The following is a 23,982-nucleotide window of genomic DNA, read 5'->3' as shown; positions in this document are numbered from 1 at the left end:
TTTCTTGATTAGATTCTCTCGTTGTTTCTTCGCGAGTCGGTTCCTGTCGTTGGTCATAGCTTCGGAGTTTCCATTGGAGGCATGTTGCACAGTTCACAATAGACAGGGCATTGGCAGTCTTGTCCGAGCATTGTCCTCCGATAATGCCGTTCGCAGGGCCAACAGAGGAGTTGACCGCGTTCGTGATTTGATAGGTGACGTCCACAGCTTACGCATTTGGTTTTTTCGTCGTCTGAAATATTTCGAATGTTAGTCAATGGGCCCCATGTCCAATGAAGTTCAGGCCATGCTCAGTTTTCGTATGTCCGCAGGCGAGAATCTTTTCTTTCGCCGAGTCAGACGATTCGTTAATTGAGCCCTTTGACCCCCTCGCGCTTTCGTTGTCGGCACTCCGATTGTTCAATACCACGCGGCTCGGAGCACTCTTTGTCGTGGTGGGAACCGACGCGCTGGACTTTTCGCTATGTCGTCCTGACTCTGTGGCGTGACTTGCGTCTGCGATTCCGGGGTAGACCTTGACCGGAGACCACTTATTCATCTTGAATACCTCTCCTGAGTCGACGTCGGAGTCCTGCGAAGGCATACCACTTCTTTTGATAGGAGTTCGCTCGCAGGGCCCGGTAGCCTGCCCGGGACATTGCGTTCTTTACGGCTGCTTCGGTGACGCGATCCCGGGGGTGAGTCTTGGTCAAGATCTCGGCGATCTCTCTGTAGGTCTTGTAGGGAGGGAGAGACCCGACTTCAATGATCTCCTGCTCCCGGGGAGTGAAGCCGATCCTATCAGAAGCCCCCCTTCTGCGGGCCCTCGGTGATACTTTTGCCCTCGATCGACGCTTGGTCATGGCCTACCCCGTGCGGGAGGGTCTCACTCCCGTTAAAGTCTCTCCTGACACGGCACCGGGCCTCTTATTGGCTGTGACATAATGGAGTCTCGGCCTGACAGAACTCAAACAGGAATCACCCAATCAATCGTTCTGCAGACAGGGCAGAAGTTCGCAACTTTGACGTATTCACCTCTCTTGTTTCTCAGGTAGAGGGGTCTCGCTTCATGCTTTGGTCTATCCTCTCCTCGCTTTGAGAGCTCAACTTCGGTATATGTGTGATTAAGCAATTCGGGCCTCCTTGACGACCTTGGCCTTCTTCTCCCTTCGTCTCACCATTCCTTCGACGATCACGAAATTGCCTTCCTCCGACGTCTCCATTTTGAGGTAGGCCCTCGAGCTCTGCACAGATCCGTAGCCGCACTTCTTCCTCATGTATTTCGCTCCACCTGAGATTGCGTGGTCGACCGTGATCTCCTGCTTCTCGTCGATCTCGTCTTTCAACCACCTGCAGAAGACGGGGTAAATGTCGAGGTTGATCTTGATCTCCGCAGAGGCCCTTTCCTTGTCCAAGTCGGAGAGCTTTGCGTGTCTGTGTGTGCGCGGGATTTTCTCTCTATCTAAGGTGCCTGTGACTGCAAGATTAGATTTCCATTGGAGACGTTGAACCTTCTGATAGTGTGCATTGCATGGTGAGCAGGCGAGCCTCAGATTGCGGAAGTGCTGATCCGGATCCTGACCCTGAGGAGCGAGTTGAATATGATCGATCGTCGCACCCATTGGATTCTCGAAGGGATTGTCTCCCATCAGGCAGAAAGGGCTCCTGATCATGCAATGGTTCCCATCCCTTTTCAGTAGATACTTCACGACGATCTGTCTGCGAAAACCTTGGATCCTTCCGTCGGAGTCGAAGTTGGCAATGTTGTCGGGGCCGAGCGTCACGTTCCAAGTCTTCTTTCTTCGAGTGATCTGGATCGTGAAGATCTGAGCCTTGACCAAGTCGATAGGGCCCTTGAGTGATTCGACGAAATGCTGCTCGCGATCATCGTCATCAGATCTACGAAAATCCTTCAAGGTGGAAACCTCCTGAGAAACGCGCGAGTTGCTGAGGAAGCCTTAGGATTTGATCGGAATTTTCTTTCCGTTCGATCGTCCCATTCGAGCCTCGAGTTTCGAGTGGAAACAGTAGAAAGTAAGGGGTGGGGGGCTGATCGTTCTCCTGCCTTTTTGAGCCCCGGAGCGAAAGTCCCGTCTTGAAGATGCCGGATAAAATGGCAATTTTTACAGAGAAGTCTCAGATTAGTAGCTTCGTTTGATCCCCCTCTACTGAGCGGAAGGATATGATCAATTTGGAGGGCCTTTGTCGATCCGCAGAAGGAGCACCTTGTTCCAAGAAGTGCGACGACAATTCTTCGATAATCTTGATTGTCTATTTCCTTCATTTGTATCTTTCACCGTCGCGGAGCCACATTGACAGGTGGTCATAGCTGCAGAATCCAAAAGTGGTAATCTCGACGTCCCCGGCTTCGTTGACCGCTTCGACTTCGATCAAGATAATCGTCGCCTTTTCCCTGCAGTCCCTCTTCGAGCAATGTTCGGGTAGAGTCATTGTAGTTCCTTCATTTCTTCCGTCTCTTTGGATTCAGATAACGCAGAGGCCGACAAGTGCATTGCTTCTCCAATTCACCGCAGCGTGAGCAGCGAATAGTTTCCCCTATTCCAAACGTGCCTCCGTTGCATGCAGAGCACTTCAAGGAGATCCCTCGGTGCCTACCCAACCGATCGGCTTTTCGTCGACAGGGTATTTGGACTCCCCGAGAATCTCTTCGAGTGCTTGGATCCACTCGTCTTTCCAAGGTTTGCACAGGGAATCGAATCCCGTTCCGTTGATCTCCTTAGGTCGGTAGAGATAGACAGGTTTGTCCTGACCGAAAGCGAAACCTTGCTCGACATGAGCACCTCTCGAAGTTTCGGTCAATGGAGCAAGAAGGACGTAGTCAGCCCGGGAAATGTCAACGAGATCCGTAATCGCGATCGTCAGCCGGAACTCTTGAGATTTGTGGGCTTCGCTCCATACCCAACGACTCGTGCATTGGTCTCCGGTCAATTCTTCGAGCATGGGGATCAACTTCTTCGCGATCTCGATTCCTCCTCCGTTGAAATTCATGCCGAGATAGAATCGCATTCCTAATGAATAACCTCCTTCATTTGCGCGACATGAATCTTACAGAAGATTTGTCCTTCGTCGACGTCGTTCGACCCGCAGATCACGACCTTGGCTTTCGAATCCTTTCCGTCGAAGTCCTCGAGGTTGCTGAAGACCCGATATTGGCAGACGATCAAAATCCTGCCTGCCCCGGTTCAACCTGTGTCGTCTTGACGCGGTTCAATTTCATCGGGAATCGTTGTCTTCCCTTTTCGTCGAAATCTGCGACAGGGATTTCGAGTGCAACCTGAGCAGCTCTGATCTTGTTGGCACAGCTCTTCATTGTCTCGGTGTCAAATCTCTTCTTGGCTGTGGAGTAGTCCTTCCAAGCCTGTTTGAGCTCACCCCATTTTTGGCCTCTGTCTACCCGGGCAGGTCGCAGCCTCAATGGAAGATTCTCCAAGCGAATACGATCAGGACGATCAAGGTCGACGCGAGTTCTACTCCAATCAGGATCGCACAATCACGTCTGCTCATGGAAGCAATCGCTCCTGCACGGTGAGACTGCTTGGATCCTTCATCCACTTGTCAAGACTGATTGCAGCCTTCAGGTTCCAACCATAATATCGCTCGTTGAATCTCAGGTAGTCGCCTCCGAAATTGTCGGGTTCTGCTGCTCCGGCGTGGGTCGCGTAGATCTTTCCTAATTGCGAAAGATATGTTAGAACGACGTTGTCCCCGTATTGGTGAGCTGCGTTGATTACGACCTCAGAGACCGAAAACCACAGAGCTCCGGTGTCCGGTCTTGAGATTGGGTATTTCTTGGCACAAAGGGGTAGGATCCACGACCTCACTTTGTCTGAGATCATGAACCTCAGAGCTTGGACTGCATTGAGCTGCTTGGTTGTGATCGGCCTGAGTTCCGTGATCTCCCAACCTGCGGCCCGCAGGATCTTCTCGAGCTCTTCGTGAGCAGTCGGGAGAAGTTTTTCGTCTCCGACTTTGTTGAAATTTGGGAAAGAGGTGAAATTCCCTGTGCGTCGGCCTTGGTTGAGGAATCGATCTCGGATATTCTCAGTCATTTAGTCCTCCTTCGCCGGGGCCGGAGGCAGAAGGTTGGGACTGTTACCTTTTGCCTTCAGCTCGCCCGGATTAGGGATCCCGAGCGTAACAGTTTTATGAGGGCAGACTCCTCCGTTTGCTGTCGCCCCAATGTTGCAGTTAAAGCATTCAATGAGGATTCTGAAATTCTTTGGGAATCCAAGACGTCTAAGAGCTCTGTAAAATGCAACCCCACCTTTGTTCTTGCCTCCAATGACCACGCTTTTACGTTGAATGCGTCCGTCTCCGTCCGGATGAGACAGGGTCAGAAACTTTGGATTTGACTCACTACAACATTCGCAGATTGGGAAGTTTCTCCCGTAGGCATGAAGAGCTTCTAATCGCAGACGTTCAATAGTTCGCCTGTGTTGTGCATTCCTTTTCTCGTGATTTCTTTCCTTCCACTTTTTGCCTGCGAGATAGTTTCTGTGTTTGCCCATGCGGAGTGACTGTTGATTCAGCGAATTGGGATTGATTGTCTTCAAATTGTCATTGCCTCCTCAACTCTGAAAAGATTGACCGAGCGTAATACGGAAAAAGGGGAGGAGATCGAGCTGCGTCCTAACGATCGCTCGATCTCTGCGATTGCTGTGCCCTGTGCAATTTTGGCGAGGGAGAAGATTGAGGTGTTGGCAGACGCGAGATAGCCGATCCGTCCCGTCAGGCAATTATACGCGAAAGCAAAATTCAGATTGTCGAAGGAGACTACGCCAAGTCCCGCAATCGAAGGCCCTGTATTCGCGAGTTGTGATTGGAAATATTTGCCCTCGAGGAGATCAACGTGGCCGACGAAGACTTCGACTTTGTAAGCTGTCGAGTTGAGTCGCAAGGTTCTGATATTGAAGTTGTTGATGTGCATGGCTGAATCGAGTGATCCATTCACCATTAGAGTAGCCGAGAGAGATCCGAGGCTGCCGTTGCCATTGACGATTTTCAGATTCCGGGCGTCTACGTTGTAGATCAGATGGGTTGTCGCGATTGCGAGTGAGACTCCATTTTTCCAAGGCCCGCCCAATGGGGCGAAGCATAAATACTCAGGCCGAGAGGGGAGAGGGTATGATGGAGAAACTGAACATCTCGATAACCGAAGAGATGAAGAAGCGCTTGGAGTTGGAGCGGAAGAAACGCGCTCTTGACTCGATACCGGAGACAATCCGATACATACTGAGCGAATATCTTGCAAAGGGCTAAACCTCCTCCCAAGTGAACGCGAACTTCAGTTTGCTCTTGATTCTCGCCAAGTCAGCTGGAGGAATCTTGCCGACAGTCCTTGCGACCGTGCGGTTATCCGAAGTCCGTTCAAAGAACACGGCATAGCCATCCTCCTTCAGCGTGCCTTTCCAAACGTCGAATGCATTCTTGTCATCGAGGAACGAATTGGGAAAATCATATTCGTCCATGTCCACTTCCGTTGCGCTCGTCGCTTCCGCATCCAATATCAGCGTGAATGCGTATCTTCCGGTCGGGATGGGCTCGATTCCCTTATCACCGAGAAGGATAACTTGGTGGGTGTAGGGATGAATCTGAAACAAAGTTAGAAGTTCGGGCGTGAAACTGGCCGGAATGTCCATCGTCTCACTCAGTTCGGATGTCCAGAAGCATTTCACATGATAGACATCTTTGGATTTGGTGTCGAATAACAACAGTCTTGCTCTCGCGTCCTTTGCTCTGACTGTGGGGAGGAAGAACCAAGTGAACATTCCACGGTTCACGACCCTCGCCCTGACTTCGATTCTCCCCTTCCCCCAATGCTCTTTTTCTTCGAAGGGGAGCCGGAGGATGTCTGGATGCCGATGGACGGTTAGTTTGGTGAACGATTCAAGCCCGAGCCGTGGATGGATAAAAAAGGAGCCGACTCCGCGATGATTAACCCGATTAGAAGCACGTTGGCGAGGTTGATTGGGCTCAGTAGGAGGGCTACCGGGCCTTGTGTTAGGAGGTTCGGGAAGAACAGTAAAAGGACAAGAATGTAGAATATCATGATGACCCAGAACACCCTCCGCGTCGGAGGCCTCGGTGGACGGCTCACGGCCTTCCGAGATGATACTTCCGTATTTAAGAGGGAGAATAACAGAGAGGTGGTTGAGACGAGCCCATTCTTTTTCGGAGTCTCCCAATGTTTAGGCCATCCCCCGAACTTTGACAGCCTGAACGTCCCACGCTGGTTTGACAGCGCCCCCGCCGGGGTTGTTTGAAGCATGGACTGTTAACCGCGCTGGTGCCGGAGATGTCGGCCGTTGATGGGTTAACAGAACCCTAATTTCGACTCTGACATAGCGGTAAATTCTACCATTTTCCTTGATTGAGGTTACGGGTGTGATTGAACCTTCACCGTCTACAAATCCTGCGAGCCAAGCTGCATCTTCGGGTTTAAGATGATTTATGCTCACCATAACGGTTGTCAATTCATTCGCCATAGAGTTTCACTCCACCTTCGGTCAGTTCAACGAGCTTGTTGCGAGTCAAATAGGCCCAACCTGACAAGGTCGCTCCTCCCCTTGGTGATCTCCGAGCTTGGATTGCTGCCTGTGACTTGGTCAGGATCGTTCCTTTCGGAGTCTGTTGAAAGACCTTCAGAAGATCCCGAGCGGCAGTAGGGACGGTTGGATTGTCTACATAGAGCTTCAGGTTTGCTCTGACTGTGTTATCGAGTTGCTCGGTCTTGGATCCTGCAGGGCCGAGGAAATCTTTCAGGAGAGTTTTGAACTCCTCGAACTTTTCGACAGTCGCTTCGAGCTGAGTCTTTTCCTGTGTCAATCTGTCGACGTCGTCGAGAGCCCGGGCAAGATCGGTCTTGGCCTCCTTGACTTGTCCTTCGAGTTCCAAGACTTTTGTTGTCTGCTCTCGCAAGCCGATTTCAGATACGGTCACAGTTGGCTCCGATTTCGAAGGCCCGAGTCTTGCCGGAGGACTGTGACCTATCGCGATCTTTCGACCGTCGTTCACGTCGATCCCTTGGGGCACAACGTAGATCAGTCTGCTCGTGCCCTCGGTGAAATCATTGGCAATGAACCAACCTGCTTTGAGCTGATAGACGTCCTTGAATGACAGCTTCAACTCCCCGGGGACTTGGTCGACTACTCTTTTTGCTTCGTTGACGTCATTCTGTCTGCCGAGTAGCCAAACCTGAAATTGCTTCCTGACAGCTTCGTCGACTCCTGTCACAGTTTGATTGCTGCCGTAGAGCCATTTCGACGAGGCCCTGCCTTCCTGAATGAAGATCTCGATCGAGTCCTTGGCTGCGCTCGGCTTGTCCCGGGGCGCGACTCTGTGGAATTCGTCGATCACGAGAATAACGTGGGATCCTGTTTCTGACAGGATCTTTGTGGCGACAGACTTCACGACGAGCTGCTGCAGTCCGAGGGTCATTTTGCTAATGTCCATGACTGAGATTTTCCCGGGAGTTAGGTCAAGATCGTCGGCGAAATCTATCTCTTTCATTTCAGTCACGAGCTCCCGAAGGAGTAGTTCGACGACTTTGAGATCCTTGAGCTCGATCGGATGGATCTTTTCTTTCATGCGATCCTGAATCCGTCTCAGCGCGACGTCCCAACTCGGATTATCCTTGAAAGCGTCGATCAGGTAGGAGAGTTCCCTGCGAAGCCAAATCTTGTTTTTCGCTTCGAGTAGTTTCTTCACGCTGAGGGGATCACCCCGCTTCTCGACATAGGGTTCGATATGCTCGAGCTCCGCATAGTCCGGGGGATTCTTGGGATCGATTATCAGGACGGAGTAGCCTCCTCCTCTTGTCTGCGCGATTATCGATCGCATGGTGACTGTCTTGCCGGATCCTGTCGTGCCTGCGATCAAGGTGTGAGTTATGGGGACTGAGACCGGGCTCCCTGTGCCCTTTTCGAAGCCGAGGAAAACACTCATGGAGCCCAACCCGCGTCGACGACCTTGACTTTTTCCGTATTCCGTTTGATCTCCTTGACGAGCCAATCCCCAACCTCCTTGGGATCGAAGGGAGGGTCGTGCTGGATCCAAGGACAACTCATATCGATTGTGATCCTATAGAGCGACTTGGCTGTGTGATCTCTTGGAGGATCGACGTCGATCTTCTTGACGAGGAGGGCTGTCAGCTCAGAGGAGACAAGGATCTCCCTGCGCTTGGATTCGACAGCCCTCACAGTCACCTTGTCTTCCCCGTTGTATTCCTTCTGAATAGACTCGTCCATCTTCGCGAGCATGTAGCCTGCAGTCGGCAGCAGTTCTCCGGATCGGAGCTTCTCGAAGAGAGCAGGAAGGAGTTTCAGCAGGAGCCGACGCTTGGAGATCTGCGGCTGACTCAATGACAGAGCCTTCCCGATCTCAGTCTGAGTCTTCCCTTCCTTGGTCATTTTCTCGATCAGTAGGGCCTCCTCAGCAGGATTGCCCCGGACATGAACTCTGTAGTCCCGTCGACGGGTCTTGACGTCATGCTGCTCGCCGATCTCCTTGGTCTTGGTCTTGGTCATTTCTTGAGATCGATTCCTCTTATCTCTCCGGTGATTGGAGTAAATTCTGTGGCTGTGAGCTTAATATTGAGGCGTTTGGCGAGTAGGACGAGATTCGCGGCAATCCGTGTGTGATTGGCCTGCAAGACTTCGAAGATCCGAGCTGCTGCTTTCCTATCCTTTGCGACAGAGTCGACGAGCTCAAGCAGTCGTTTTTCATAGCTGAAGAAGACCTCGTATGATTCTTTTTTCAGAATCTCGAGTGCTGTGCTGCCAATTTCCTTCTTCAGCCTCTCTTCGTCGAGAATCCTAAGAGCCTTGGCTTCGTCGATCTTCTCTGCGAGGTAGAGTGCAATGATTCTGTCTCTCCTGTCAAGCGTCTTTACAGCTTCCTTGAATTCATGATCTGTGACCAATTCAGGCAACAATCTCCTTGGCAGGTTTAGGCTCTCTGCATTTCCGACAGATCTGATCGGGATTTCCGTTGTAGGTGCCGCACTTGGGACATTTCCAATGCGGAGTTCCCGGGCAGCCACGACCGATCCTTTCACCGGGCTTGTGCCTCGGGCCCCTTGGATCGAATTTCGGGTGATCCCAACCGACAAGGTAGTCACGACCGCAGAAGGCACACTTCATTCCGGAACCACCTTGAGTTCGTAGCCTGCCCTGTCAATCCTCTCGACGACGTCAGCAGGGATCTCTCCGGACTTGGAGACATACTCGAAGTTGAAAGTAGGGAAGGCGAGGAAAATCCCCGGGAGATACTTCAGGGGTTTGTTGGGCCGGAGGGCCCCCTCCTTCTTCGTTGTGACCATCTTGAATCCCCTGATCTTCAGGTGAGCATGCCTGACTTGGTATGACGTCGACGGAGTCTTGATCGAGTCCACAGGTAATCCGAAGACTACCGTGTGCTTGTCAGTCGAAGGCTCGTAGACGCAGAGGGGCCATAGCTCTCCAATGCACTCGTGATCCTTGGAAGTCAAGGTCGGGCACGTCTCCTTTGTCATTAGCTTCTCGTGGGGGAAGTCGGGAGTCGCCTTGGGGTGAAAGAGCAGCAGTTTCGATTTCCCGGGGGTCAGCTTCTTCGGGTCAAAATCTCTTGGTAGTCTTTTCGAGATTCCCATGACCCGGGCTTCTTCGACGAAGTCAGGGATCGTCGGGTAGAACTCGGCACTTACTCCGAGGACAACATGCACGATTCCCTCTGGATCGGGGACGAGCATTGGAGCCCTCAGGTTCTTGGCGTCGAATCGGATCGTTGGATCGACGAGAAAATAGTCGATCGGCTTTCCGAAGGGAGAGCTCGGCACAGTCGCGTAGAGTGCCTGATCCTGTCGGTCTCCGCAGCCACGAGTCAATCGAGCTCCTCCTTGACCCTGTCTGCTGCTTCCTGAGCCTGCTTCTCAATGTCGACCCATTTCATTAGAGCCGTTGTCATTTTCTCGAGGTGATCCGAGACCTCATCGTATGTCGACTGAGGCATTTCCTTCACATGACGTTGTGCGACATTCGCGACATTCTTCGTCGCGAGGAGGACTGCCTTGGCTGCTTGGAGGGTCATTTCCTCGACAGCTCCCTAATTCGTTGCACGACCCCGTCGTAGTCCCCCGCGATCAGAGCTTTCCTCAGTTTTGTGTCGAGATCCATGAACCTCTGAGTGTCGATCAGGATCACAGGTTTCTTTTTCAGCAGCTCGTCGAGGTAGACCTTCAGGACTCTACGGATCGTGACCTTGTTGGGTTCATCCCTGTAGTCTTTCAAGTCCTGCAGCACCTCGAGATCGCCGAGGAAGACTTCGGTCGTAGTCGTCGCGTCGGGATCCTTGGTCATGCGATCACCCTCGGTTGAAGCAGTAACCAATGGGGTTTGCCTTCGAGCTTGGCGACCTTGGCTTCGGCGATCAGGCGTCTCCACCTTCGCGCCCATTTTGGATTGTGCGGAGCATGCTCGTTCACGAATCGTTCTCTGACTTCGAGGGTAAGCTCTGCGTAGCAGTTAGTCCCGTGGTGACACTTCGTGCAGATCATTGTTTCCACTCCAAGATCTCGGAGTCTTCTGTCTCTGCGGGCCAAATCGGGACAGGCAAACTGACGTTGCCACTCTGCATGTATCTAACTAAGTGAACGGTGCAGTATCTCCCAACAAGAGTCCCCATCTTCAAGGCGAAATCTGCGTCCTCGGAGCAAAGGTCTTGGTCGCAAAATGTCAACCTGTAGCTCCCTCCTCGGCTTCGGGCCCGGGTATCTCTGAAAGTAATCTCTCGAGTTTGCTCTCAGACTCTCTCATTCTGTCGTCGTCAGCAGATCCGACTTCGCGTTCATTGTCTTCGAGCCTGATAAGGGCAGCCTTGACATGTCCTGTTTGCTCCTTCAGATCGAGGTAGGCATACACGACCTTCAGGAACTCGTCGTCAGAGACAGAGGAGTCGAACCGTTTGACTTCGACCAATTCCTTCGCAGCCTTGGTCAACTTCTCGCTCTCCGCGAGTTGATCCTTGAGTTCTATTTCCTGACTCATACTCCCCGATCCACCTTGAATTCGAGTTCATGAGTCAGGATCTTCACAATGTCGATCGTCGTCCGGATCTGTTTGGCGACCAAGGCTCGCCTCGCGGGAACGTCTTCTCCCCGGGCTCCCTTAGATTCGATTTCCCAAGTGTAGGAGATCTCGTCAATCAGATCGTCGAGCTTGGTGGCTCCTTCCTTGGCGTTGTGTATCAACTGATCGAAGGCAGCGATCGACATACCCGATCCTGTAGCATGGATCAAGCTGCTCCGCATGACGAGGGCTTTGAAAGCCTTGACCGTCTCGTCGAGTTCCCCGGGGAGGTGATTGTGCGGCTCGTCGGGGCAGAGGATCAAACCTGTCCCCTCCCGATCTTGACCACGAAGTCGTAGAGCGACCCGGGCCCGTCCTCCCCGGGCTCATTCGTAATGAATTGCTCCGCGAACTCGGGAGCTGATCGGAGGTTCACTCCGACCACTCCTTTTCTCCGGGGAATTTCCTCAGCACCTTGGCTTCGAGCCCCTGTCTCCTGAGGGATTCTGCGAGACCTTCCTGCTGCGTGATCGCGTAGTAGGTGCCGAAGGCCCTCTTCATTTCCCTCCTCCGCTCTCCCTCGAGTTTTGGAATGTCGTCGCGGAAGACGTCGACGATCCTCATTTTGTAGGTCACGACCCACAGGGGAATGTCGTAGGGCTCTCCGGGCATTGCGTAGTAGCCTGTGTAGAGGCCGACTCCCCAAGATCCTCCGAGGGAGATCGAGAGCATGGAGAGCTCCTTCTCGACCCACTTCCCGGCAAGCCAATCAAGGATTGTCAGCCTCTCCCTTTCGATCCTGCCGACGTCGTCGGGTGCTCCGAGATCACTCGTCGTTACCTCCGTTGCCTTTGTCCTGCGAGCTGATCTTCCGCAGGAAGTCTTCAATGTCCAAGTCCTTCAGCCACTTCTCGATCTTGGTCTTGGCGTCCTTGATCGTGTCCTGCCTTGTCTCGTCGATCTCGGTGTCGAAGTAGGCTTCGACGTTGTCGCGTATGATCTGCTGCAGAGTCCTCGGCTCGATCGCGTCGAGCTCGTAGACCTCAGTCCCATGTTCCGCGATGAACCCGGCTGCCCTCATGTCAGTCATTTTGACAGGGGCCGGGATCAGGTTCATTTCGGAGACTTGCTCGTGAGTCAAGGCCGGACGCTTGAACTCGAGCTTCTGACCGAAGAAGCCTGTGAGATCCTCTTCGATCGCCCTCGGTATGTCGAGCCCCGAAGGGTCGAGATCCCCGAAGTAGAGGATCACGTTCGTCCGATTGTCCTCGTTGCCGATCGTCCCTGAGATCTCGTTGAGGAAGCTCAGGCTTGGGTAGCCCCTGCAGACTGCCAAGTCCACGTCGAGCTCCCTGCAGACTTCAGCGAAGGGCCCTTCGAGTGCCTGTTTCTCCACAGCCACGATCACCCTGTAGGGCTGATTGTGCCACCTCTTCAGGTCGAAGTTCCGGGCTGCCCTAATCCCTGCTTTGAGGTAGGAGTTCATCCAATCCCCGGCGTTCTCGTCCGAGTTGCCCTGATCATGGAATTCCATTGATCGAGTCCTGTCCTCGAAGGCTTCGAGGGAAATATCCCCGCTCCTTCTCCATGCGGTCAAGGCTGCCCCGAGGTTCTTGTAGCTGCGGAAGTTGTTTGGGATCACCCCGGCAGCCACGAGTCGATAGTAGAGCTGCCTGACGGTGACGACCATGCCCGAGAACTCCTGTAGCTTGGACTTGACGGCTGCGAGGAGGATCTCGCGCTTTGGGAAGGGAACTGCTTGGACGGAGCTCATGCCGCAGGCACTCCATCAAGTAGTCGGAGATATTCCGGTTCCCAAGCAACGATCTCCACGTTGCCGATCAGATTGAGAGAGACAAAAAAGGGCCTCTCAATGAGATCCATAACCTTCGCGATTTGACGTCTTGCGGTTGAATCCATGAGGGCCAAGGAGGAATCATTGTGCTTATAAGTGTTCTTGCAGGGGGGAGCTATACGGGAGCTACAAATTGCCGAGAAACTCCAAACTCGAAGATCCTGTCGCAGACAGGCTCAGATCTGAAGGCTGGACTGTCCTTAATACCAATCTTGGGTTCCCTGATCTATTCTGCGTGATTCGTGTTAGCAGCGAGAGAGTCCCTCAGATAATGCTCGTCGAAGTGAAGGGGGGAGACGACTCCCTTAAGCCTGAGCAGAGGGAAGCTATTCAGCAGCTCGAGAGATTGGGGATTGCAGTCAAGGTCGAGAGAATCCCAAGACCGAACCACAAGAAGAAGCACTACACGGGTCGATTTTCAAAGGAGACCCTACAGAGAATGAGCAAGGCTCAAAAAAAGAGGCAGACTCGTGAGCACAGGGTTGCAGAATGACGATGAAGAATTGCAGCTATTTCTTATCGAACCGAATCATAGCTTCTACCGCTCCGTAGGCGAAGATCTCGATTATCATGATCGAGACGAAAGTCCACAGCAGTCCAATGTTGTTGAGAGGCTGCAGAATGAAGACGATCCACAGGGAGAAGAGAAAGGCAACAATGACCGTCCGGATCGGAGACGAGAACTTGACTGCGAGAAATCCGTGGAGGACATTCCTCAGGATCGAAGTCGCCGCGAGTATGCTCACCACCTGAGTTCCGAAGACCGTCGCCAACAGAACCAATGGAGGAGAAGCGTAATTCGGGACGAAGAAGAGATCGATCACAACGGTCAAGGCTGTCGACACGAGCAAGACACGGACTAAGGTCCGGGTGAAGCTGCCGAGTCTCGAGCCTTGGCTTGTCAATCCTTTCTCTTTCGCCTCCTGTTCCCGGGATCCTTCCTAAGATCAACGTGAATGTCCCGAGTGGGTCGACTGACGTCGGCTGCGAGCGCGTCGCCTGCCTTCTGCAGTTTCTTTCTCGAGGCGACAAGTGCGATTATTACGAATAGCAGAAAGAGCAGGAAGAAGTCGAGGATCAGGAGATTGTTGGGGATCGGAGTCCCCGTCAATGACAAAGTTGCGTGGCAGCCATTGTCGAAGGCGAGTGAAGAGGTCGCGTTGACGTGCAGTATGACTGTGGTCACGAGTGTAGTCGTCGTGGTCGTCCGATTGAGGACGCAGGCTATTCCTATTGAATAGTTCCCCGGAGGAATCTGATAGGTTTGGCTTCCCGTGACCGTGATTGACACAGAGGCGGTGCCTGAAGAGGTAGAAGAAATTGAGACTACCAGAGGCCCCGTGTTCGTCGAGACAGATCTTCCGTCGCAAATGCCATAACAGCCGTTTCCTCCGAGGGTCGTATGTGTCGAAGTCGCCCCCCAAGTGATCACCCAACTTGAAGACCCTGATGTCGCATAAAGAATCCCGCCGAACAGAGAAGATTGGGTCGCTGCCGTCAATTTGTCGATCCCGTTGTCTGTGATTGCAGTAATGGTTGCTCCTCCGGGATCGAAGAATTGGAGATATGTCTTCGTCGACATCCAAGTGATCTGTCCCGGCGTGGCGCAGGAGACTGCGCTTGCCGTTGTATTGGTAATCAATTGAGTCCCGTCTGTGCAGGGTTGATAGGCGTAGAAGGGTCGAGTCTGTGAAGCATAATCGATCGTCCTGATCCCTTGGACTTCGATCATGGATCCAGAATCGTAGTAATCATTTGTGGTAATCACGCCTGCCACCCCCGCCGAAGTTCTAAAGATCGGAAGAATGCTGCTTGCTCCGTTGAGGACGAATTGTTTGTAGAACGGAAATTTGTAGGTGAGTTGGGCCGTAGGCCCTGCTATCGTCCGGTTGGTGAGCGAATCAAACCATTGGGAACCTGTTGGTGCGCCATTCAAATACAGGATGATCACTTGTGATCCCGTATCTGACCAAGTCGTTCGAGAGAAGGAGGGCGCGACGATCGAGGTCACACTTACAAGGTTCGCATTGCCTTGTTGGATCACTGAGAGCTGGAAGGTGAGACCCGGATCGAAATTGGTTTGAGCCAAGGCTTTGAAAGTATAGGTTGCTTCGAACTGTTGATAATTGTGGATTATCCAAGTCGGACAGGTGCCTGAACCGCAGCTTGCTTGCGTCGTGGTCGTGCCATTTCCGAGAAATTCATACCTAACTCCGGCTGAAGCTGCAGGATCGGTCGCCGTAATCGTTGTCGTAGCTGAGACTACGATGTTGTGAGTCGAATTGTCACAACTGACGCTTGAAGGGTTTGGCGCAGGACTTCCTCCTGATAACGCCAGCAAAGCGAAGATTGGGCCTGAAGACATTGAGCATTGAACCGGAAGAGTGACTGTCGAGGCACCGTAACTCGCTCCCACTTCAGACCATGTTCCGCTCCCTGCGCCGCCTCCGGACATCGTAATCGGGAAATTGCTCGACCCTGAGATCGTCACCGAATGTATTGTTTCTTCAGCGCCCCCGATGGCATTGTATGCTATATATCCAGTTCCGGGCGTTGTTATTGTCGCCGATGGTTCAGCTGCCGCCCCGATCATTGCGTTATTGTCTCCCGTGCAAGTCGTTGAAGTCGAAGTGCTCGCGCTCGTCCCCGAACCGGAGGCCGTGCAAAGAGCCGTTCCCGAATTGCCTGAGATTGTATACACTTCCCAGCCGATGATTGCCCCTGATGTTCCGACGTTGGTATTTGTGACAGTTATGGTCATGGAAATAAATGCTGCTGGGACGGTCGTCCATTGAGCCGAATAACAATCGAAGGAGCCTCCCGAATTGAGGCATCCGGTCGCTGATGTCCGTTTAGCAACTTGTGCCGTGAACGAATCTGATTGACTATCCGTCACCTGAATGGTTCCAACCCCTGAACACCCTGCGGGAGAACCATTTGAGGTGCATAACATTCCTTCAACGGCGACGAGGATGAAAGTCCCCGAAGCCGGGGTGAAAGACGCCCCAGTCCCGGCAGAAGAACGTGCCTGTATCGTCGTCACCGTGGGTTGTGCATATACTTTAGTGATTGGGATAATTAAAAAGGCGCTGATTAAAATCAGAAAAATGATAGAGACAATGCGAAACTTGTGAGAAATTTTGCTGACATATTTTATTTGCCCCGGCATGAAGTGATTCATGTCGACACAATTCTTGTCCATGTTATTACGTCGATAAAAGAAAGACCTTCAAGACCTCTCATGCTTTGGTTTCATCGATTAGCTTCCACAGGATCTTTTTCACCATTACGATCAACCAAGGAAGAGGCGACACGATCTCAGCGAGCTCCCGTGGGCCTTCCCCGAATCTGTTGACGTAGAGCATTGCCCCCGAGGGCATTGCGACGATCCAAATGTAGGCAACGTCGACGACGAGGACGATCAGGAAAAGTGGGGCGAACAGGTAGTAGAGTCTCCACAGCAGAGCAAGGCCGATCCTAAGGGAGAATCCCTTCAATCGGACGGCTTTCGGCCCTGTATTCCTGCCCGTGGAATCTCGACCAATGGAGAGCTGCTTCAACGGGATCGCGGAAGACGATCCCGTGTTCTTTGCACTCTCCCCACGTTTCAATTTCCACACTCAGGAGATCTCCTGTGCTTCCTCAAGCTGCTGCGGGGTGAAGAAGTTGGACGTCTTCTGATACTCCTTGGTGACAGCCCGATAGGTCGTCTCGGCTTTCCTGCTGTCCGTGTCGTAGCCAAATTCGCTTGCGAAGTCCTCGAACGTCCCGGGATCATTCTTCTCGATCGCAGCGAGGACGTCGTAAGGAGTCGGAGCTCCTGTGTCGGGAGTCTTCGTTCGCGTATCTTGGAGCGAAGTATGGAACCTGTAGGAGACTCTCTTTCCTCCGGGCTTTGAAAACGTGACCATGTAGGTCGCATGTTCCTCTCCGTTTGGTTCCCCGGGGAAGGGCTCGTCTCCGACATACTTTGTCCGGTAGGAAATGTCATTCTTCTCGAGGAAGCCGTTGGCCTTCTGATCGTATTCGCTCTTCGCAGGAGGCAGGCCGAGTCTCGTCCCCTTGTCGGGGATCAGGTGAATCTTGTCGGGGAACGTCTTCAGATCTTCCCGGGTCGTATAGGTTCTGCCGTGCCAAACTACCAAGCGGTCGCCGAGGATCGTAGTCCCTTCGTCGTTGAGTCTATTGTAGGGGATCTCGACGTCTGAATCCGAGGCTTTCCCTTCGACCTTTGCTTGTGCTGCGTGGACTTCCTGATCTCTCCTCTTCTGAAGATCTCGTTTCATTCGTTGCGCTGCACCCTCGAAGATCATAGCCCTTTTTGCGAGCGACTCCCGGGCTTCGACCGAGTTGTTTGCATTGTGGGCCCCAATGTCAAGTCTGTTGGCTTCGAGCTGAGTTGCCTTTCTGATCTCTTCCTTTTTTGTGTCGGTCTTGGCCGAGTTGAAGTCTCTCTCGAGTTCTTGGACGGATCTCCGGGCGTCGGCCTGTGACTCTGCATGGACTTCCTTGGCGAGCTGCGGGTGCTCGGGAGGCCCGAAAGCTGTTTGGTCGACAGGAAAGACCTTCCCCTTCTGAGCCTGCGATCCCTTCTTCCGAGTTCTGAAGGACAAGCTACTGCGTCACTCCTCTCACATGCTCGATATTTACTGATTTGGGTCGGATTCGTTCCGCGATCCAATTAGTTCCTCGTGCGAGATTTTCCCTTTGACTCACGAGTTCCAAATGATTCGGATTCACACAAATTCTGTTCCGGCAAAGATGATCCAATTCGAATCCCCCCGGAATCCAATCAGGAATCGAACCGTTAGCAAGACTATAGGAAAGTCTGTGGGCGAGAATTAATTTTTCACCTGCATGTCCGATTAAGACACCATATCCATATGATGATTTCGCACCTGTCCAAATCCAACAGCCACTATCATCCTTCCTGACTTTCGACCAAAATCTTTCGAGGAGATGTTTATTCCATTCGTTTTTGGAGAGTGGGATATGGGAACCCAACGAACCGAAGGACAGCAGGAAGTGGTTAATATGGACAATCTTTGATCTCAATGGTGATCTCACCGTTTGTCTCCGATCGGAGTGAACACTACAACCAAGGCTCCGATGAAGTAGAGAAACCAATGGACGAAAAACTCCGCTATCAGGAAGATCATGGGGTTGGGTATCCCGATCAGCGTGATCGGCTGCGCTGTGTATTCTGTGAGACCCGGGATCCCTGAGTAGTAGGCGATCGGATAGTAGATCGCTGAGAAGGCGATCGCGAAGAAGAATGAACCGTAGATCAACCTCAGTCTCGGTATAGTGAAGGCTGCGGCGAAGCCGATCAAGAACTTCGCGACGAAGTAGAAGAGAGTCTCCATCGGGAACGTGAAGAAAAGATGGAAGACAAAGTCGAGCCCTGTCACGACGAAGGCAATGACGAGAGCCTTGGTTGGGGTAATTCTGAAATTCAAATCAGAAACTCACCGTCTGACTCGTAATTGAGGAGATCGCGTTTCCCGATTGATCTGTAGCATAGAGGACGAGAGTGTAGGTTCCCCTTCCCACAGTTCCCGTATTCCAATTCGCCGAAATTGGAGTGTCTTGTGCAACGACTGTTGACCCGAAGTTGTATATCCCCTGTGCCACGATTGATCCTGCCACTCCCTTTATGGTCGCATAGACTATTGGGGAAGGAAGGTTCCCAAGAATCGGGCTGATCGTCGCTGAGAAGCCGTAGCTGTTTGCCGAGATTCCATAGAAAGTGATTTGGACGTTTGCAGAATTGGGGCCTATGGGAGAAGACGATCCGCTTGGAGCCTTGGGGGTGTTGAGGTAGAAGCCTACAATCACGACGAAGAGGATCACGAAGACGATCAGGATCACGCCCAAACCTCCTGCGAATCCCCTGCGAGAGCTTATTCTCATTCGATCACCGACGCGACATAGTCTCGGACTCCTCCTTTTTCCTTTCGCTCTAATAGTCCGGCAGCCCGGAAGAAGGTGTAGGTTACAAGGAATCCGAGCAACCCTGAGATCGTTATTCCGAATGAATTATTGATGAAATCCACGAGGAAATTGATGTAGGCTTCGCTGACGATGAAGGCAAATCCGACTCCTATGACAATGTGCTTCAGGAGGCTCGTCTTGAAGAAAGTGGCTGCCCCGATCATGCCGACTGCGAAGCCTTCATGCTCGAGGACGATCCCTCCGAACTTGAAAGTCCCGAAGGAACCTCCTTGTCTCAGATCGTATTCTATGAAGATCACGATCAGAGGGATCAGAGTCAGGAAAAATATTAGCCAACGATCTCGAATAATCGTCTGAATTAGGTGCTGCCCCGGAGGGCCGAAGGAGAAGATCACCACGAAGAGTCCCAACATGGCAGTCACCGTCCCTGCGAGGACTTGGAGGAGTGAACCGTTGTAGGCGAATATTCCACCTGCGACAACAAGGGACAAGCCGAGTAGAAGGGCCTGACCACTTTTTCGTCTCGTGCTCAGAGTCCGAGCACCTTCACTCCGATCACGGCAGCAACGAGCAGGAAGATCAGATTGTTAGTTATGTGCGCGAAGAGTGAGGGGAGAACTGACGCTGTGTCGAAGTCGCTCCAAGCCATGACCGCACCGTCAGTTCCGATTATCAGGACTTGGAGAGGATTGGCGTAGTCAGCCGGGACATGAAAGAGAGAGAAGGCTGCGAAGGAAGTGAAGATCCCGAGAGGAGGCCCTCCAAATTTTGCCCCGTAGTTTGCGAGTCCGAGTCTGAAGAAGACTTCCTCTGCGATCCCGATTTGAACGGTGAACAGGGCTCCTACGGTCAAGATCTGATTCAGGTTGCCACTCGTCAGGACTGAGAGAGGGAGCCCGGGGAGAGAGTGCGCGTTGGCTCCTACAATGTCGAGAGCCGCGAAGAGACCAAGGTCGAGGACAATGTAGGTGACAATGCTCCCGAGCTTCGGCTTCGCTATTGTCCTGATCGGGGGCCCTGCCTTTCTGTTGATCGCCTCCCCTGCGAGTTGCATGATCGCGACTCCCCCTGCTGCTGCAGAGAGGATCACGTTGCCGAAGTTGATTGCGAAGATCAGGGTCATAACGAAGAAGACGATCCCGAAGACAGAGATCCAATCGGAGACGGGGTCGGCCCTGATTATGGCTCCATAGGTTCTCCGTCCCCGGATCCCGAAGATCCTGTAGCCGATTACCCCAATGTCAAAGAGGAGCTGCTCAGGTATGTCATTCAGAATGAATAACGCTGCCCTGAGCGAAAGTCTCCACAGGAGGACGAAAGGCTCGAGCAGAATGTCCTCTGTCTCTGGATTAAATAAAAGGAAGGGAGGAGAATTCAGATTCTCCTACCTCAATTTCGGAAGTCCAGCCGTTGCTTTCTTCGGTAGAGCGAAGATGAAGAAGAGTTCGAAGAGAGCGATTACGTCGACTTCAGGTTGCAGCAGGACTATGCCGACTACCAACAGCACGATTCCGAGAGCGATCGCGACATTCTTCGGGATCTTGATTACGATCCAACCGATTGCGAAGAGAATGGCGAAATTGACGACGAAAGAGACGAGGAAGAGTAAGACTGTTAGAGCGAGTCCGATAGGGCCCGTGAGCAAGATCAACAGAGCAGCCGGGAAGATCAAGGTCAAGACCGAGATTAGCAGAGCTCCAATCGCTGAATAGGCTGCTATTGTCTTATGCACGATCTCATTTCACCTACCTTTTAACCCCATGAGGTTAAACCTAAATAACCGTGGAATTGTATTTTCTCTGTGGTAATTGCTGATGAGCAACGCAGACAAAAAGCAAGAACCCGTGTTGCAGAATATCGTAGAAATCATCCTTACTATTTCAAAAACCACGAAGCGAAACACCGGGCTAAATTGAGGCGCGAAATCCTCCTCGCTTATGCAGGGAGATGTTCGTGCTGTGGAGTGAATGAACTCGCTTTCCTGACGCTCGACCATTCTGATCCAGCCAATAAGAGAATCCAACACCACGGAAGTGATCTTTGGCAGTATGCGATATCGCATGGTTTTCCGAAAGAGCTGAGACTTCTTTGTTACAACTGCAATTTTGGCAGAGACAGACCGGGTCAGGATGGAATCTGTCCTCATGTCAAGCCCTCAACTATCTCCGTCGCCTCGAGAAGACGACTATGAAAGCTCCCACGATCAACAGGACTGTCCAAACGACCCAAGTGTAGTTGACAGTCAGTCCGACGCAGAAGCCCAACAGCATGTATCCCGCGCAGAATGACAGGGCAGAGAATTGAAACCCGAGGAGAAGAAGTGTGAGACTGACTACGCTCAGGAATAATCCTCCCGTTGTGATCGGACTTATGTCCTTCAATCAATGGACTCTCCTCGGAACGAAGAAGACGACCCCGGCGATTCCAAGTGCCCCGGCGATCCCTGTGGAAATCGGATCAAGCGAAGGGGCCCTTGGGGGAGGAGGGGAGCTCGCAACTCCACCTCCGTTCTGCGTTGTGATAGTTCCTGAAGTCGAGGTCAAAGTCGTTGAAGACGATGAAGTCGACGTCGTCGAAGTGCTGCTACCTCCAACTACATTGGAGCTGCTTGTCGTTGTCGTGGTCACGCAGTTTGGAAAGCCCGGGTTGAAGTTCCCCGGATTGAAGCTGTTAGTTCCTTGCGTCGGCTTCAAGATCACGCTACCCGATCCCGATCCTGCGATCCCTGTGACTGAGATCGACCATTGCACGGTGATCTGTGAGGGCAGAGTCTTGTAATGCTGTGCTGCGGGTGCAATCCCTACGGTCGTATTCCCGGGGCTGTAAGCCCAAGTTATCGAAGGATTCCATTGTGAAGCCTGAGTCACGCAGATCGTCGAATAGAATGACAACCCTGCTCCGGAATAGAAGCTGCCGTCAGGCTCGGGCCCGATCAGAAACATGTAGCAGTTCGAGACTCCGATGTTGGTCGCCGAGCTCACCGTGCATGTGTAGTAGAAGGGCTGTCCCAATGGGACAGTCGATTGGAGACCGAGAGCTGCTGCGTTCCCAAAGATGAAGATCACAATCGCGACTATCCATAGCAGAGTCCCGAAAACATGATGCGGCTTCAATGCGAAGCTCGCCTTCCAATCCCGGGGACAAACGCGAGTCCAAGAACCACTACTCCCCCGGCTGCGACTCCGAAGAGGATCGCCTGAGCAAGTCCTCCTCCGAAGATCGAGGGATTCAGGGTCACGGTGTAGGAGGTCGTGACTCCTTGGTAAGCGATCGGTGAGGTGGTCGACGTGCTGTAGCCCGACTGAGAGACTGTGATTTTCACAGCTCCCGAATTGCTCGCCCCGAGATACCCCAAGATTCCCGTGGGGACGGGGAAGTTGCACAGAATGACTTGACCTGCCCCGTTCGTCGTCCCTGTCAGTTGGCTCGCACCGTTCCCCGGATCAAGGACGACGGTCGCTCCGGAGATCGGTTTCCCCGTCTTGAGATCGAAGACCGTGACTGCCATGCCCCCGTTAGTCGAGGGACTCAGAGTGCACGAGCCGCTCAGAGATCCTCCGATCGACTGTCCTCCCAAAGTGAAGGACGCGCTGATCGTGTAGTTCTGATTCATGTTGAGGGTCAGCCCTGCGTTGACTCCTGCAGGAGTGGTCGAAGTCGCTCCTCCGATCGGAGATCCTACGATCCCATTGGTCGTGTAAGTGACAGGATAGCCGTAGCCTGCTGAGGGATTGGCTGTGACTGTGACCGATCCACTCGCGAAGGTCGAGCTCGCAGGACAGACGTAGGTGTTCTGCGAATTTATTGTAGGATCGAAGGACGTGCATGTGTAGCTCGCGAGTCCTCCCTGTCCGATTCCTGTCAGCTTCAGCAAATGAAGAGGGACGTGGCAGCCTGTGTCAGATTGGCTTCCCGAGTAGAGGTAGAACGTGTAGCCGTTGTTCGCGATATACTGCTGAAGCTGTGAGTATTGGAAGGTCACTCCTTGGACAGATCCCAATCCTGAAGTGAAATATTGGTTGCTCCCGGGAGAATAAAGGATCCAAGATCCCGAGCAAGAATAGCCTTGGTTGCTCGTGAACTTGAAAGTCACGGACGTCGGAGAGGTCGGCGACGGATTGATCGTCTGCGCTGAGGAGGGGCTCCAAGAACCTACGACTCCTGCGCTTTGCGGGACGATCGTGATCGGAGGAGTCTGACTCGCCTGTGCTTGAAGGATCAAGGTTCCGGGGACTCCATTGCTGCCCGGAGCCGTGGTCGTGATCGTGAATGCCTGACCGGAAGTGATCGTCTGACAGGAGCTTGTCCCCACAATGCAGGCGTTTGCGTTGTAGAAGGCCGAAGAGAAGCTGACTGTGATTGAGAGCTGAGTCCCCACGTTCCAACTCGCTTGGTATGTGTTGGCTCCCTGCGGGCAGCTCCCTCCGTTGGTGCATGCTTGGACGTTCGATCCCGAGGGACCCACCTGCAGATTGGAGAATTGTGGCCCGTAGTAGATCAGGAAAGGCTGAGGCCCGGTCGTGGCAATGGTCGTAGAAGTGATTGCCGTCCCTTGGTTGAATGTTATGACGTTGCCTGTGACCCCGCAGTTATTTCCTGTCGACGTGTATGAGTCTTGTAGACATGCGGTCTCAAAGTAGTTCCCCATTGGAAGAAGGACGTTGCCAAGGTTGTCTCGAAGTGGGATCTGGAAAGAGAGAACCTGCTGCTGACCGACTGCGAGAGTTCCGGTGTAGAGGGTTTCGTCATAGTAGACAGGGTTGCCGTTGAACTGTTGGTAGCAGTTAGAAAAGCTCGGAGCTGTCACGCGCCCGTTGGCAGCGTTCGCGTAAGTGCAGAAGTCGACTTGGTAGGAAGTCGGTTGATTGTTGCTCGTGGCCGCGACGTTGGTCACAAGATATTGGACAAGGCAATATGATCCCGAGGAGCAGTCCACGGTCAACGGATTCGAAGCAACGGGGATCGTCGATTGAGCGAAGATCGCACCGACTCCTCCGACAACAAGCATGAGCGCACCGATAATAACGAGAACCTGACTCGGCCCTCTGCTACTTGGCAATTTGGGAATTTCCTAACGCACTTCGCGAGCTCTCTCAAAATGGAGGGGGCCCGGGTTCCGAGTCCGAGCGA

38 protein-coding genes are annotated in these 23,982 nt (G+C 52.7%); 2 read left to right on the top strand and 36 right to left on the bottom strand.

From position 1 onward, the window contains the following. The 11 genes from VGS11_10975 to VGS11_10925 all read right to left on the bottom strand — a co-directional run. The coding region (locus tag VGS11_10975) for a hypothetical protein (protein HEV2120607.1) at positions 1-205 on the bottom strand (205 nt) is incomplete at its 3' end. A 48-nt stretch (positions 206-253) separates the two neighbouring features. Further along, complete coding sequence (locus VGS11_10970; protein ID HEV2120606.1) at positions 254-538, bottom strand: hypothetical protein; 285 nt, start codon at positions 536-538, stop codon at positions 254-256. Further along, positions 531-842, bottom strand: a complete 312-nt coding sequence (locus tag VGS11_10965) for a hypothetical protein (protein HEV2120605.1) — start codon at positions 840-842, stop codon at positions 531-533. Before VGS11_10965 ends, VGS11_10970 begins: the two co-directional genes overlap by 8 nt. A 261-nt stretch (positions 843-1,103) precedes the next feature. Then, a complete protein-coding gene (locus VGS11_10960; GenBank protein HEV2120604.1) occupies positions 1,104-1,895 on the bottom strand; it encodes a hypothetical protein in 792 nt (263 codons plus the stop codon). A 364-nt stretch (positions 1,896-2,259) separates the two neighbouring features. Further along, positions 2,260-2,430, bottom strand: coding sequence for a hypothetical protein (locus VGS11_10955; protein HEV2120603.1), 171 nt, complete (start codon positions 2,428-2,430; stop codon positions 2,260-2,262). A gap of 141 nt (positions 2,431-2,571) precedes the next feature. Next, a complete protein-coding gene (locus tag VGS11_10950; GenBank protein ID HEV2120602.1) occupies positions 2,572-3,006 on the bottom strand; it encodes a hypothetical protein in 435 nt (144 codons plus the stop codon). A gap of 2 nt (positions 3,007-3,008) precedes the next feature. Beyond that, complete coding sequence (locus VGS11_10945) at positions 3,009-3,164, bottom strand: hypothetical protein (GenBank protein HEV2120601.1); 156 nt, start codon at positions 3,162-3,164, stop codon at positions 3,009-3,011. Beyond that, the gene (locus VGS11_10940) at positions 3,161-3,415 is read right to left on the bottom strand and encodes a hypothetical protein (protein ID HEV2120600.1); all 255 of its coding nucleotides are present in this window, start codon (positions 3,413-3,415) and stop codon (positions 3,161-3,163) included. Before VGS11_10940 ends, VGS11_10945 begins: the two co-directional genes overlap by 4 nt. A gap of 85 nt (positions 3,416-3,500) precedes the next feature. Next, entirely contained in the window at positions 3,501-4,049 is a 549-nt protein-coding gene (locus VGS11_10935; protein ID HEV2120599.1) for a hypothetical protein, read from the bottom strand. Further along, the gene (locus VGS11_10930) at positions 4,050-4,553 is read right to left on the bottom strand and encodes a hypothetical protein (GenBank protein HEV2120598.1); all 504 of its coding nucleotides are present in this window, start codon (positions 4,551-4,553) and stop codon (positions 4,050-4,052) included. Next, positions 4,550-5,083 (bottom strand): hypothetical protein, encoded by a 534-nt coding sequence (locus tag VGS11_10925; GenBank protein HEV2120597.1) that lies wholly within the window; start codon positions 5,081-5,083, stop codon positions 4,550-4,552. The genes VGS11_10930 and VGS11_10925 overlap by 4 nt, the downstream gene beginning before the upstream one ends. Here VGS11_10925 and VGS11_10920 point away from each other — a divergent pair. Continuing rightward, positions 5,083-5,259: a ribbon-helix-helix protein, CopG family gene (locus tag VGS11_10920; GenBank protein ID HEV2120596.1), complete on the top strand. Its 177-nt coding sequence runs from the start codon at positions 5,083-5,085 to the stop codon at positions 5,257-5,259. The genes VGS11_10925 and VGS11_10920 overlap by 1 nt on opposite strands. Here VGS11_10920 and VGS11_10915 read toward each other — a convergent pair. The 13 genes from VGS11_10915 to VGS11_10855 all read right to left on the bottom strand — a co-directional run bounded on the left by VGS11_10915 (position 5,256) and on the right by VGS11_10855 (position 12,816). After that, positions 5,256-5,780, bottom strand: a complete 525-nt coding sequence (locus VGS11_10915) for a hypothetical protein (protein ID HEV2120595.1) — start codon at positions 5,778-5,780, stop codon at positions 5,256-5,258. The two genes, VGS11_10920 and VGS11_10915, sit on opposite strands and share 4 nt — an antisense overlap. Positions 5,781-6,188: 408 nt before the next feature. Next, positions 6,189-6,485, bottom strand: coding sequence for a hypothetical protein (locus tag VGS11_10910; GenBank protein HEV2120594.1), 297 nt, complete (start codon positions 6,483-6,485; stop codon positions 6,189-6,191). Next, the gene (locus VGS11_10905; GenBank protein ID HEV2120593.1) at positions 6,475-7,944 is read right to left on the bottom strand and encodes a DUF87 domain-containing protein; all 1,470 of its coding nucleotides are present in this window, start codon (positions 7,942-7,944) and stop codon (positions 6,475-6,477) included. Before VGS11_10905 ends, VGS11_10910 begins: the two co-directional genes overlap by 11 nt. Next, positions 7,941-8,525, bottom strand: coding sequence for a hypothetical protein (locus VGS11_10900; GenBank protein ID HEV2120592.1), 585 nt, complete (start codon positions 8,523-8,525; stop codon positions 7,941-7,943). Before VGS11_10900 ends, VGS11_10905 begins: the two co-directional genes overlap by 4 nt. Continuing rightward, complete coding sequence (locus tag VGS11_10895; GenBank protein HEV2120591.1) at positions 8,522-9,109, bottom strand: hypothetical protein; 588 nt, start codon at positions 9,107-9,109, stop codon at positions 8,522-8,524. The genes VGS11_10900 and VGS11_10895 overlap by 4 nt, the downstream gene beginning before the upstream one ends. A gap of 27 nt (positions 9,110-9,136) precedes the next feature. Further along, positions 9,137-9,862, bottom strand: coding sequence for a hypothetical protein (locus VGS11_10890; protein ID HEV2120590.1), 726 nt, complete (start codon positions 9,860-9,862; stop codon positions 9,137-9,139). Further along, positions 9,859-10,065, bottom strand: coding sequence for a hypothetical protein (locus VGS11_10885; GenBank protein ID HEV2120589.1), 207 nt, complete (start codon positions 10,063-10,065; stop codon positions 9,859-9,861). The genes VGS11_10890 and VGS11_10885 overlap by 4 nt, the downstream gene beginning before the upstream one ends. Then, complete coding sequence (locus VGS11_10880; protein ID HEV2120588.1) at positions 10,062-10,334, bottom strand: hypothetical protein; 273 nt, start codon at positions 10,332-10,334, stop codon at positions 10,062-10,064. Before VGS11_10880 ends, VGS11_10885 begins: the two co-directional genes overlap by 4 nt. Beyond that, positions 10,331-10,540 carry a hypothetical protein gene (locus VGS11_10875; GenBank protein ID HEV2120587.1) on the bottom strand — a complete coding sequence of 70 codons (210 nt, stop codon included), beginning with the start codon at positions 10,538-10,540 and terminating at the stop codon, positions 10,331-10,333. The genes VGS11_10880 and VGS11_10875 overlap by 4 nt, the downstream gene beginning before the upstream one ends. Positions 10,541-10,709: 169 nt before the next feature. Then, positions 10,710-11,021 carry a hypothetical protein gene (locus VGS11_10870; GenBank protein HEV2120586.1) on the bottom strand — a complete coding sequence of 104 codons (312 nt, stop codon included), beginning with the start codon at positions 11,019-11,021 and terminating at the stop codon, positions 10,710-10,712. Continuing rightward, positions 11,018-11,365, bottom strand: coding sequence for a hypothetical protein (locus VGS11_10865; GenBank protein ID HEV2120585.1), 348 nt, complete (start codon positions 11,363-11,365; stop codon positions 11,018-11,020). The genes VGS11_10870 and VGS11_10865 overlap by 4 nt, the downstream gene beginning before the upstream one ends. 109 nt (positions 11,366-11,474) lie before the next feature. Then, positions 11,475-11,930 carry a hypothetical protein gene (locus tag VGS11_10860; GenBank protein ID HEV2120584.1) on the bottom strand — a complete coding sequence of 152 codons (456 nt, stop codon included), beginning with the start codon at positions 11,928-11,930 and terminating at the stop codon, positions 11,475-11,477. After that, positions 11,869-12,816 (bottom strand): hypothetical protein, encoded by a 948-nt coding sequence (locus VGS11_10855; GenBank protein HEV2120583.1) that lies wholly within the window; start codon positions 12,814-12,816, stop codon positions 11,869-11,871. The genes VGS11_10860 and VGS11_10855 overlap by 62 nt, the downstream gene beginning before the upstream one ends. A gap of 214 nt (positions 12,817-13,030) precedes the next feature. On the opposite strand from VGS11_10855, the gene VGS11_10850 reads away from it, so the two are divergent. Continuing rightward, positions 13,031-13,390 carry a VRR-NUC domain-containing protein gene (locus VGS11_10850; protein ID HEV2120582.1) on the top strand — a complete coding sequence of 120 codons (360 nt, stop codon included), beginning with the start codon at positions 13,031-13,033 and terminating at the stop codon, positions 13,388-13,390. Between the two features lie 16 nt (positions 13,391-13,406). Here VGS11_10850 and VGS11_10845 read toward each other — a convergent pair whose 3' ends face one another. From VGS11_10845 to VGS11_10790, 12 genes are all read right to left on the bottom strand, one after another. After that, positions 13,407-13,802 carry a hypothetical protein gene (locus VGS11_10845; protein ID HEV2120581.1) on the bottom strand — a complete coding sequence of 132 codons (396 nt, stop codon included), beginning with the start codon at positions 13,800-13,802 and terminating at the stop codon, positions 13,407-13,409. Next, a complete protein-coding gene (locus VGS11_10840; protein ID HEV2120580.1) occupies positions 13,799-15,940 on the bottom strand; it encodes a hypothetical protein in 2,142 nt (713 codons plus the stop codon). The genes VGS11_10845 and VGS11_10840 overlap by 4 nt, the downstream gene beginning before the upstream one ends. A gap of 196 nt (positions 15,941-16,136) precedes the next feature. Continuing rightward, positions 16,137-16,508, bottom strand: coding sequence for a hypothetical protein (locus VGS11_10835; GenBank protein HEV2120579.1), 372 nt, complete (start codon positions 16,506-16,508; stop codon positions 16,137-16,139). Positions 16,509-16,517: 9 nt separating this feature from the next. Continuing rightward, the gene (locus VGS11_10830) at positions 16,518-17,510 is read right to left on the bottom strand and encodes a hypothetical protein (protein HEV2120578.1); all 993 of its coding nucleotides are present in this window, start codon (positions 17,508-17,510) and stop codon (positions 16,518-16,520) included. 450 nt (positions 17,511-17,960) lie between these two features. Next, positions 17,961-18,356, bottom strand: a complete 396-nt coding sequence (locus VGS11_10825; GenBank protein HEV2120577.1) for a hypothetical protein — start codon at positions 18,354-18,356, stop codon at positions 17,961-17,963. Between the two features lies 1 nt (position 18,357). After that, positions 18,358-18,810, bottom strand: coding sequence for a hypothetical protein (locus VGS11_10820; GenBank protein ID HEV2120576.1), 453 nt, complete (start codon positions 18,808-18,810; stop codon positions 18,358-18,360). Then, positions 18,807-19,343 (bottom strand): hypothetical protein, encoded by a 537-nt coding sequence (locus VGS11_10815; GenBank protein ID HEV2120575.1) that lies wholly within the window; start codon positions 19,341-19,343, stop codon positions 18,807-18,809. The genes VGS11_10820 and VGS11_10815 overlap by 4 nt, the downstream gene beginning before the upstream one ends. Before the next feature lie 38 nt (positions 19,344-19,381). Further along, on the bottom strand, positions 19,382-19,975 hold the full coding sequence (locus VGS11_10810; GenBank protein ID HEV2120574.1) for a CPBP family intramembrane glutamic endopeptidase: 594 nt from the start codon (positions 19,973-19,975) through the stop codon (positions 19,382-19,384). A 261-nt stretch (positions 19,976-20,236) separates the two neighbouring features. Further along, positions 20,237-20,584, bottom strand: coding sequence for a hypothetical protein (locus tag VGS11_10805; protein ID HEV2120573.1), 348 nt, complete (start codon positions 20,582-20,584; stop codon positions 20,237-20,239). Between the two features lie 427 nt (positions 20,585-21,011). Then, a complete protein-coding gene (locus VGS11_10800) occupies positions 21,012-21,233 on the bottom strand; it encodes a hypothetical protein (GenBank protein ID HEV2120572.1) in 222 nt (73 codons plus the stop codon). Continuing rightward, positions 21,234-21,965 carry a hypothetical protein gene (locus VGS11_10795; protein ID HEV2120571.1) on the bottom strand — a complete coding sequence of 244 codons (732 nt, stop codon included), beginning with the start codon at positions 21,963-21,965 and terminating at the stop codon, positions 21,234-21,236. Then, positions 21,962-23,911 (bottom strand): carboxypeptidase-like regulatory domain-containing protein, encoded by a 1,950-nt coding sequence (locus VGS11_10790; GenBank protein HEV2120570.1) that lies wholly within the window; start codon positions 23,909-23,911, stop codon positions 21,962-21,964. Before VGS11_10790 ends, VGS11_10795 begins: the two co-directional genes overlap by 4 nt. Positions 23,912-23,982 lie beyond the last annotated feature (71 nt).

The organism is Candidatus Bathyarchaeia archaeon (assembly GCA_035935655.1).
In the GTDB taxonomy this organism is placed as follows: Archaea; Thermoproteota; Bathyarchaeia; order 40CM-2-53-6; family 40CM-2-53-6; genus 40CM-2-53-6.
Note: the sequence above shows the minus strand (reverse complement) of the source record. Positions and strands in the feature narration are given on the sequence as shown.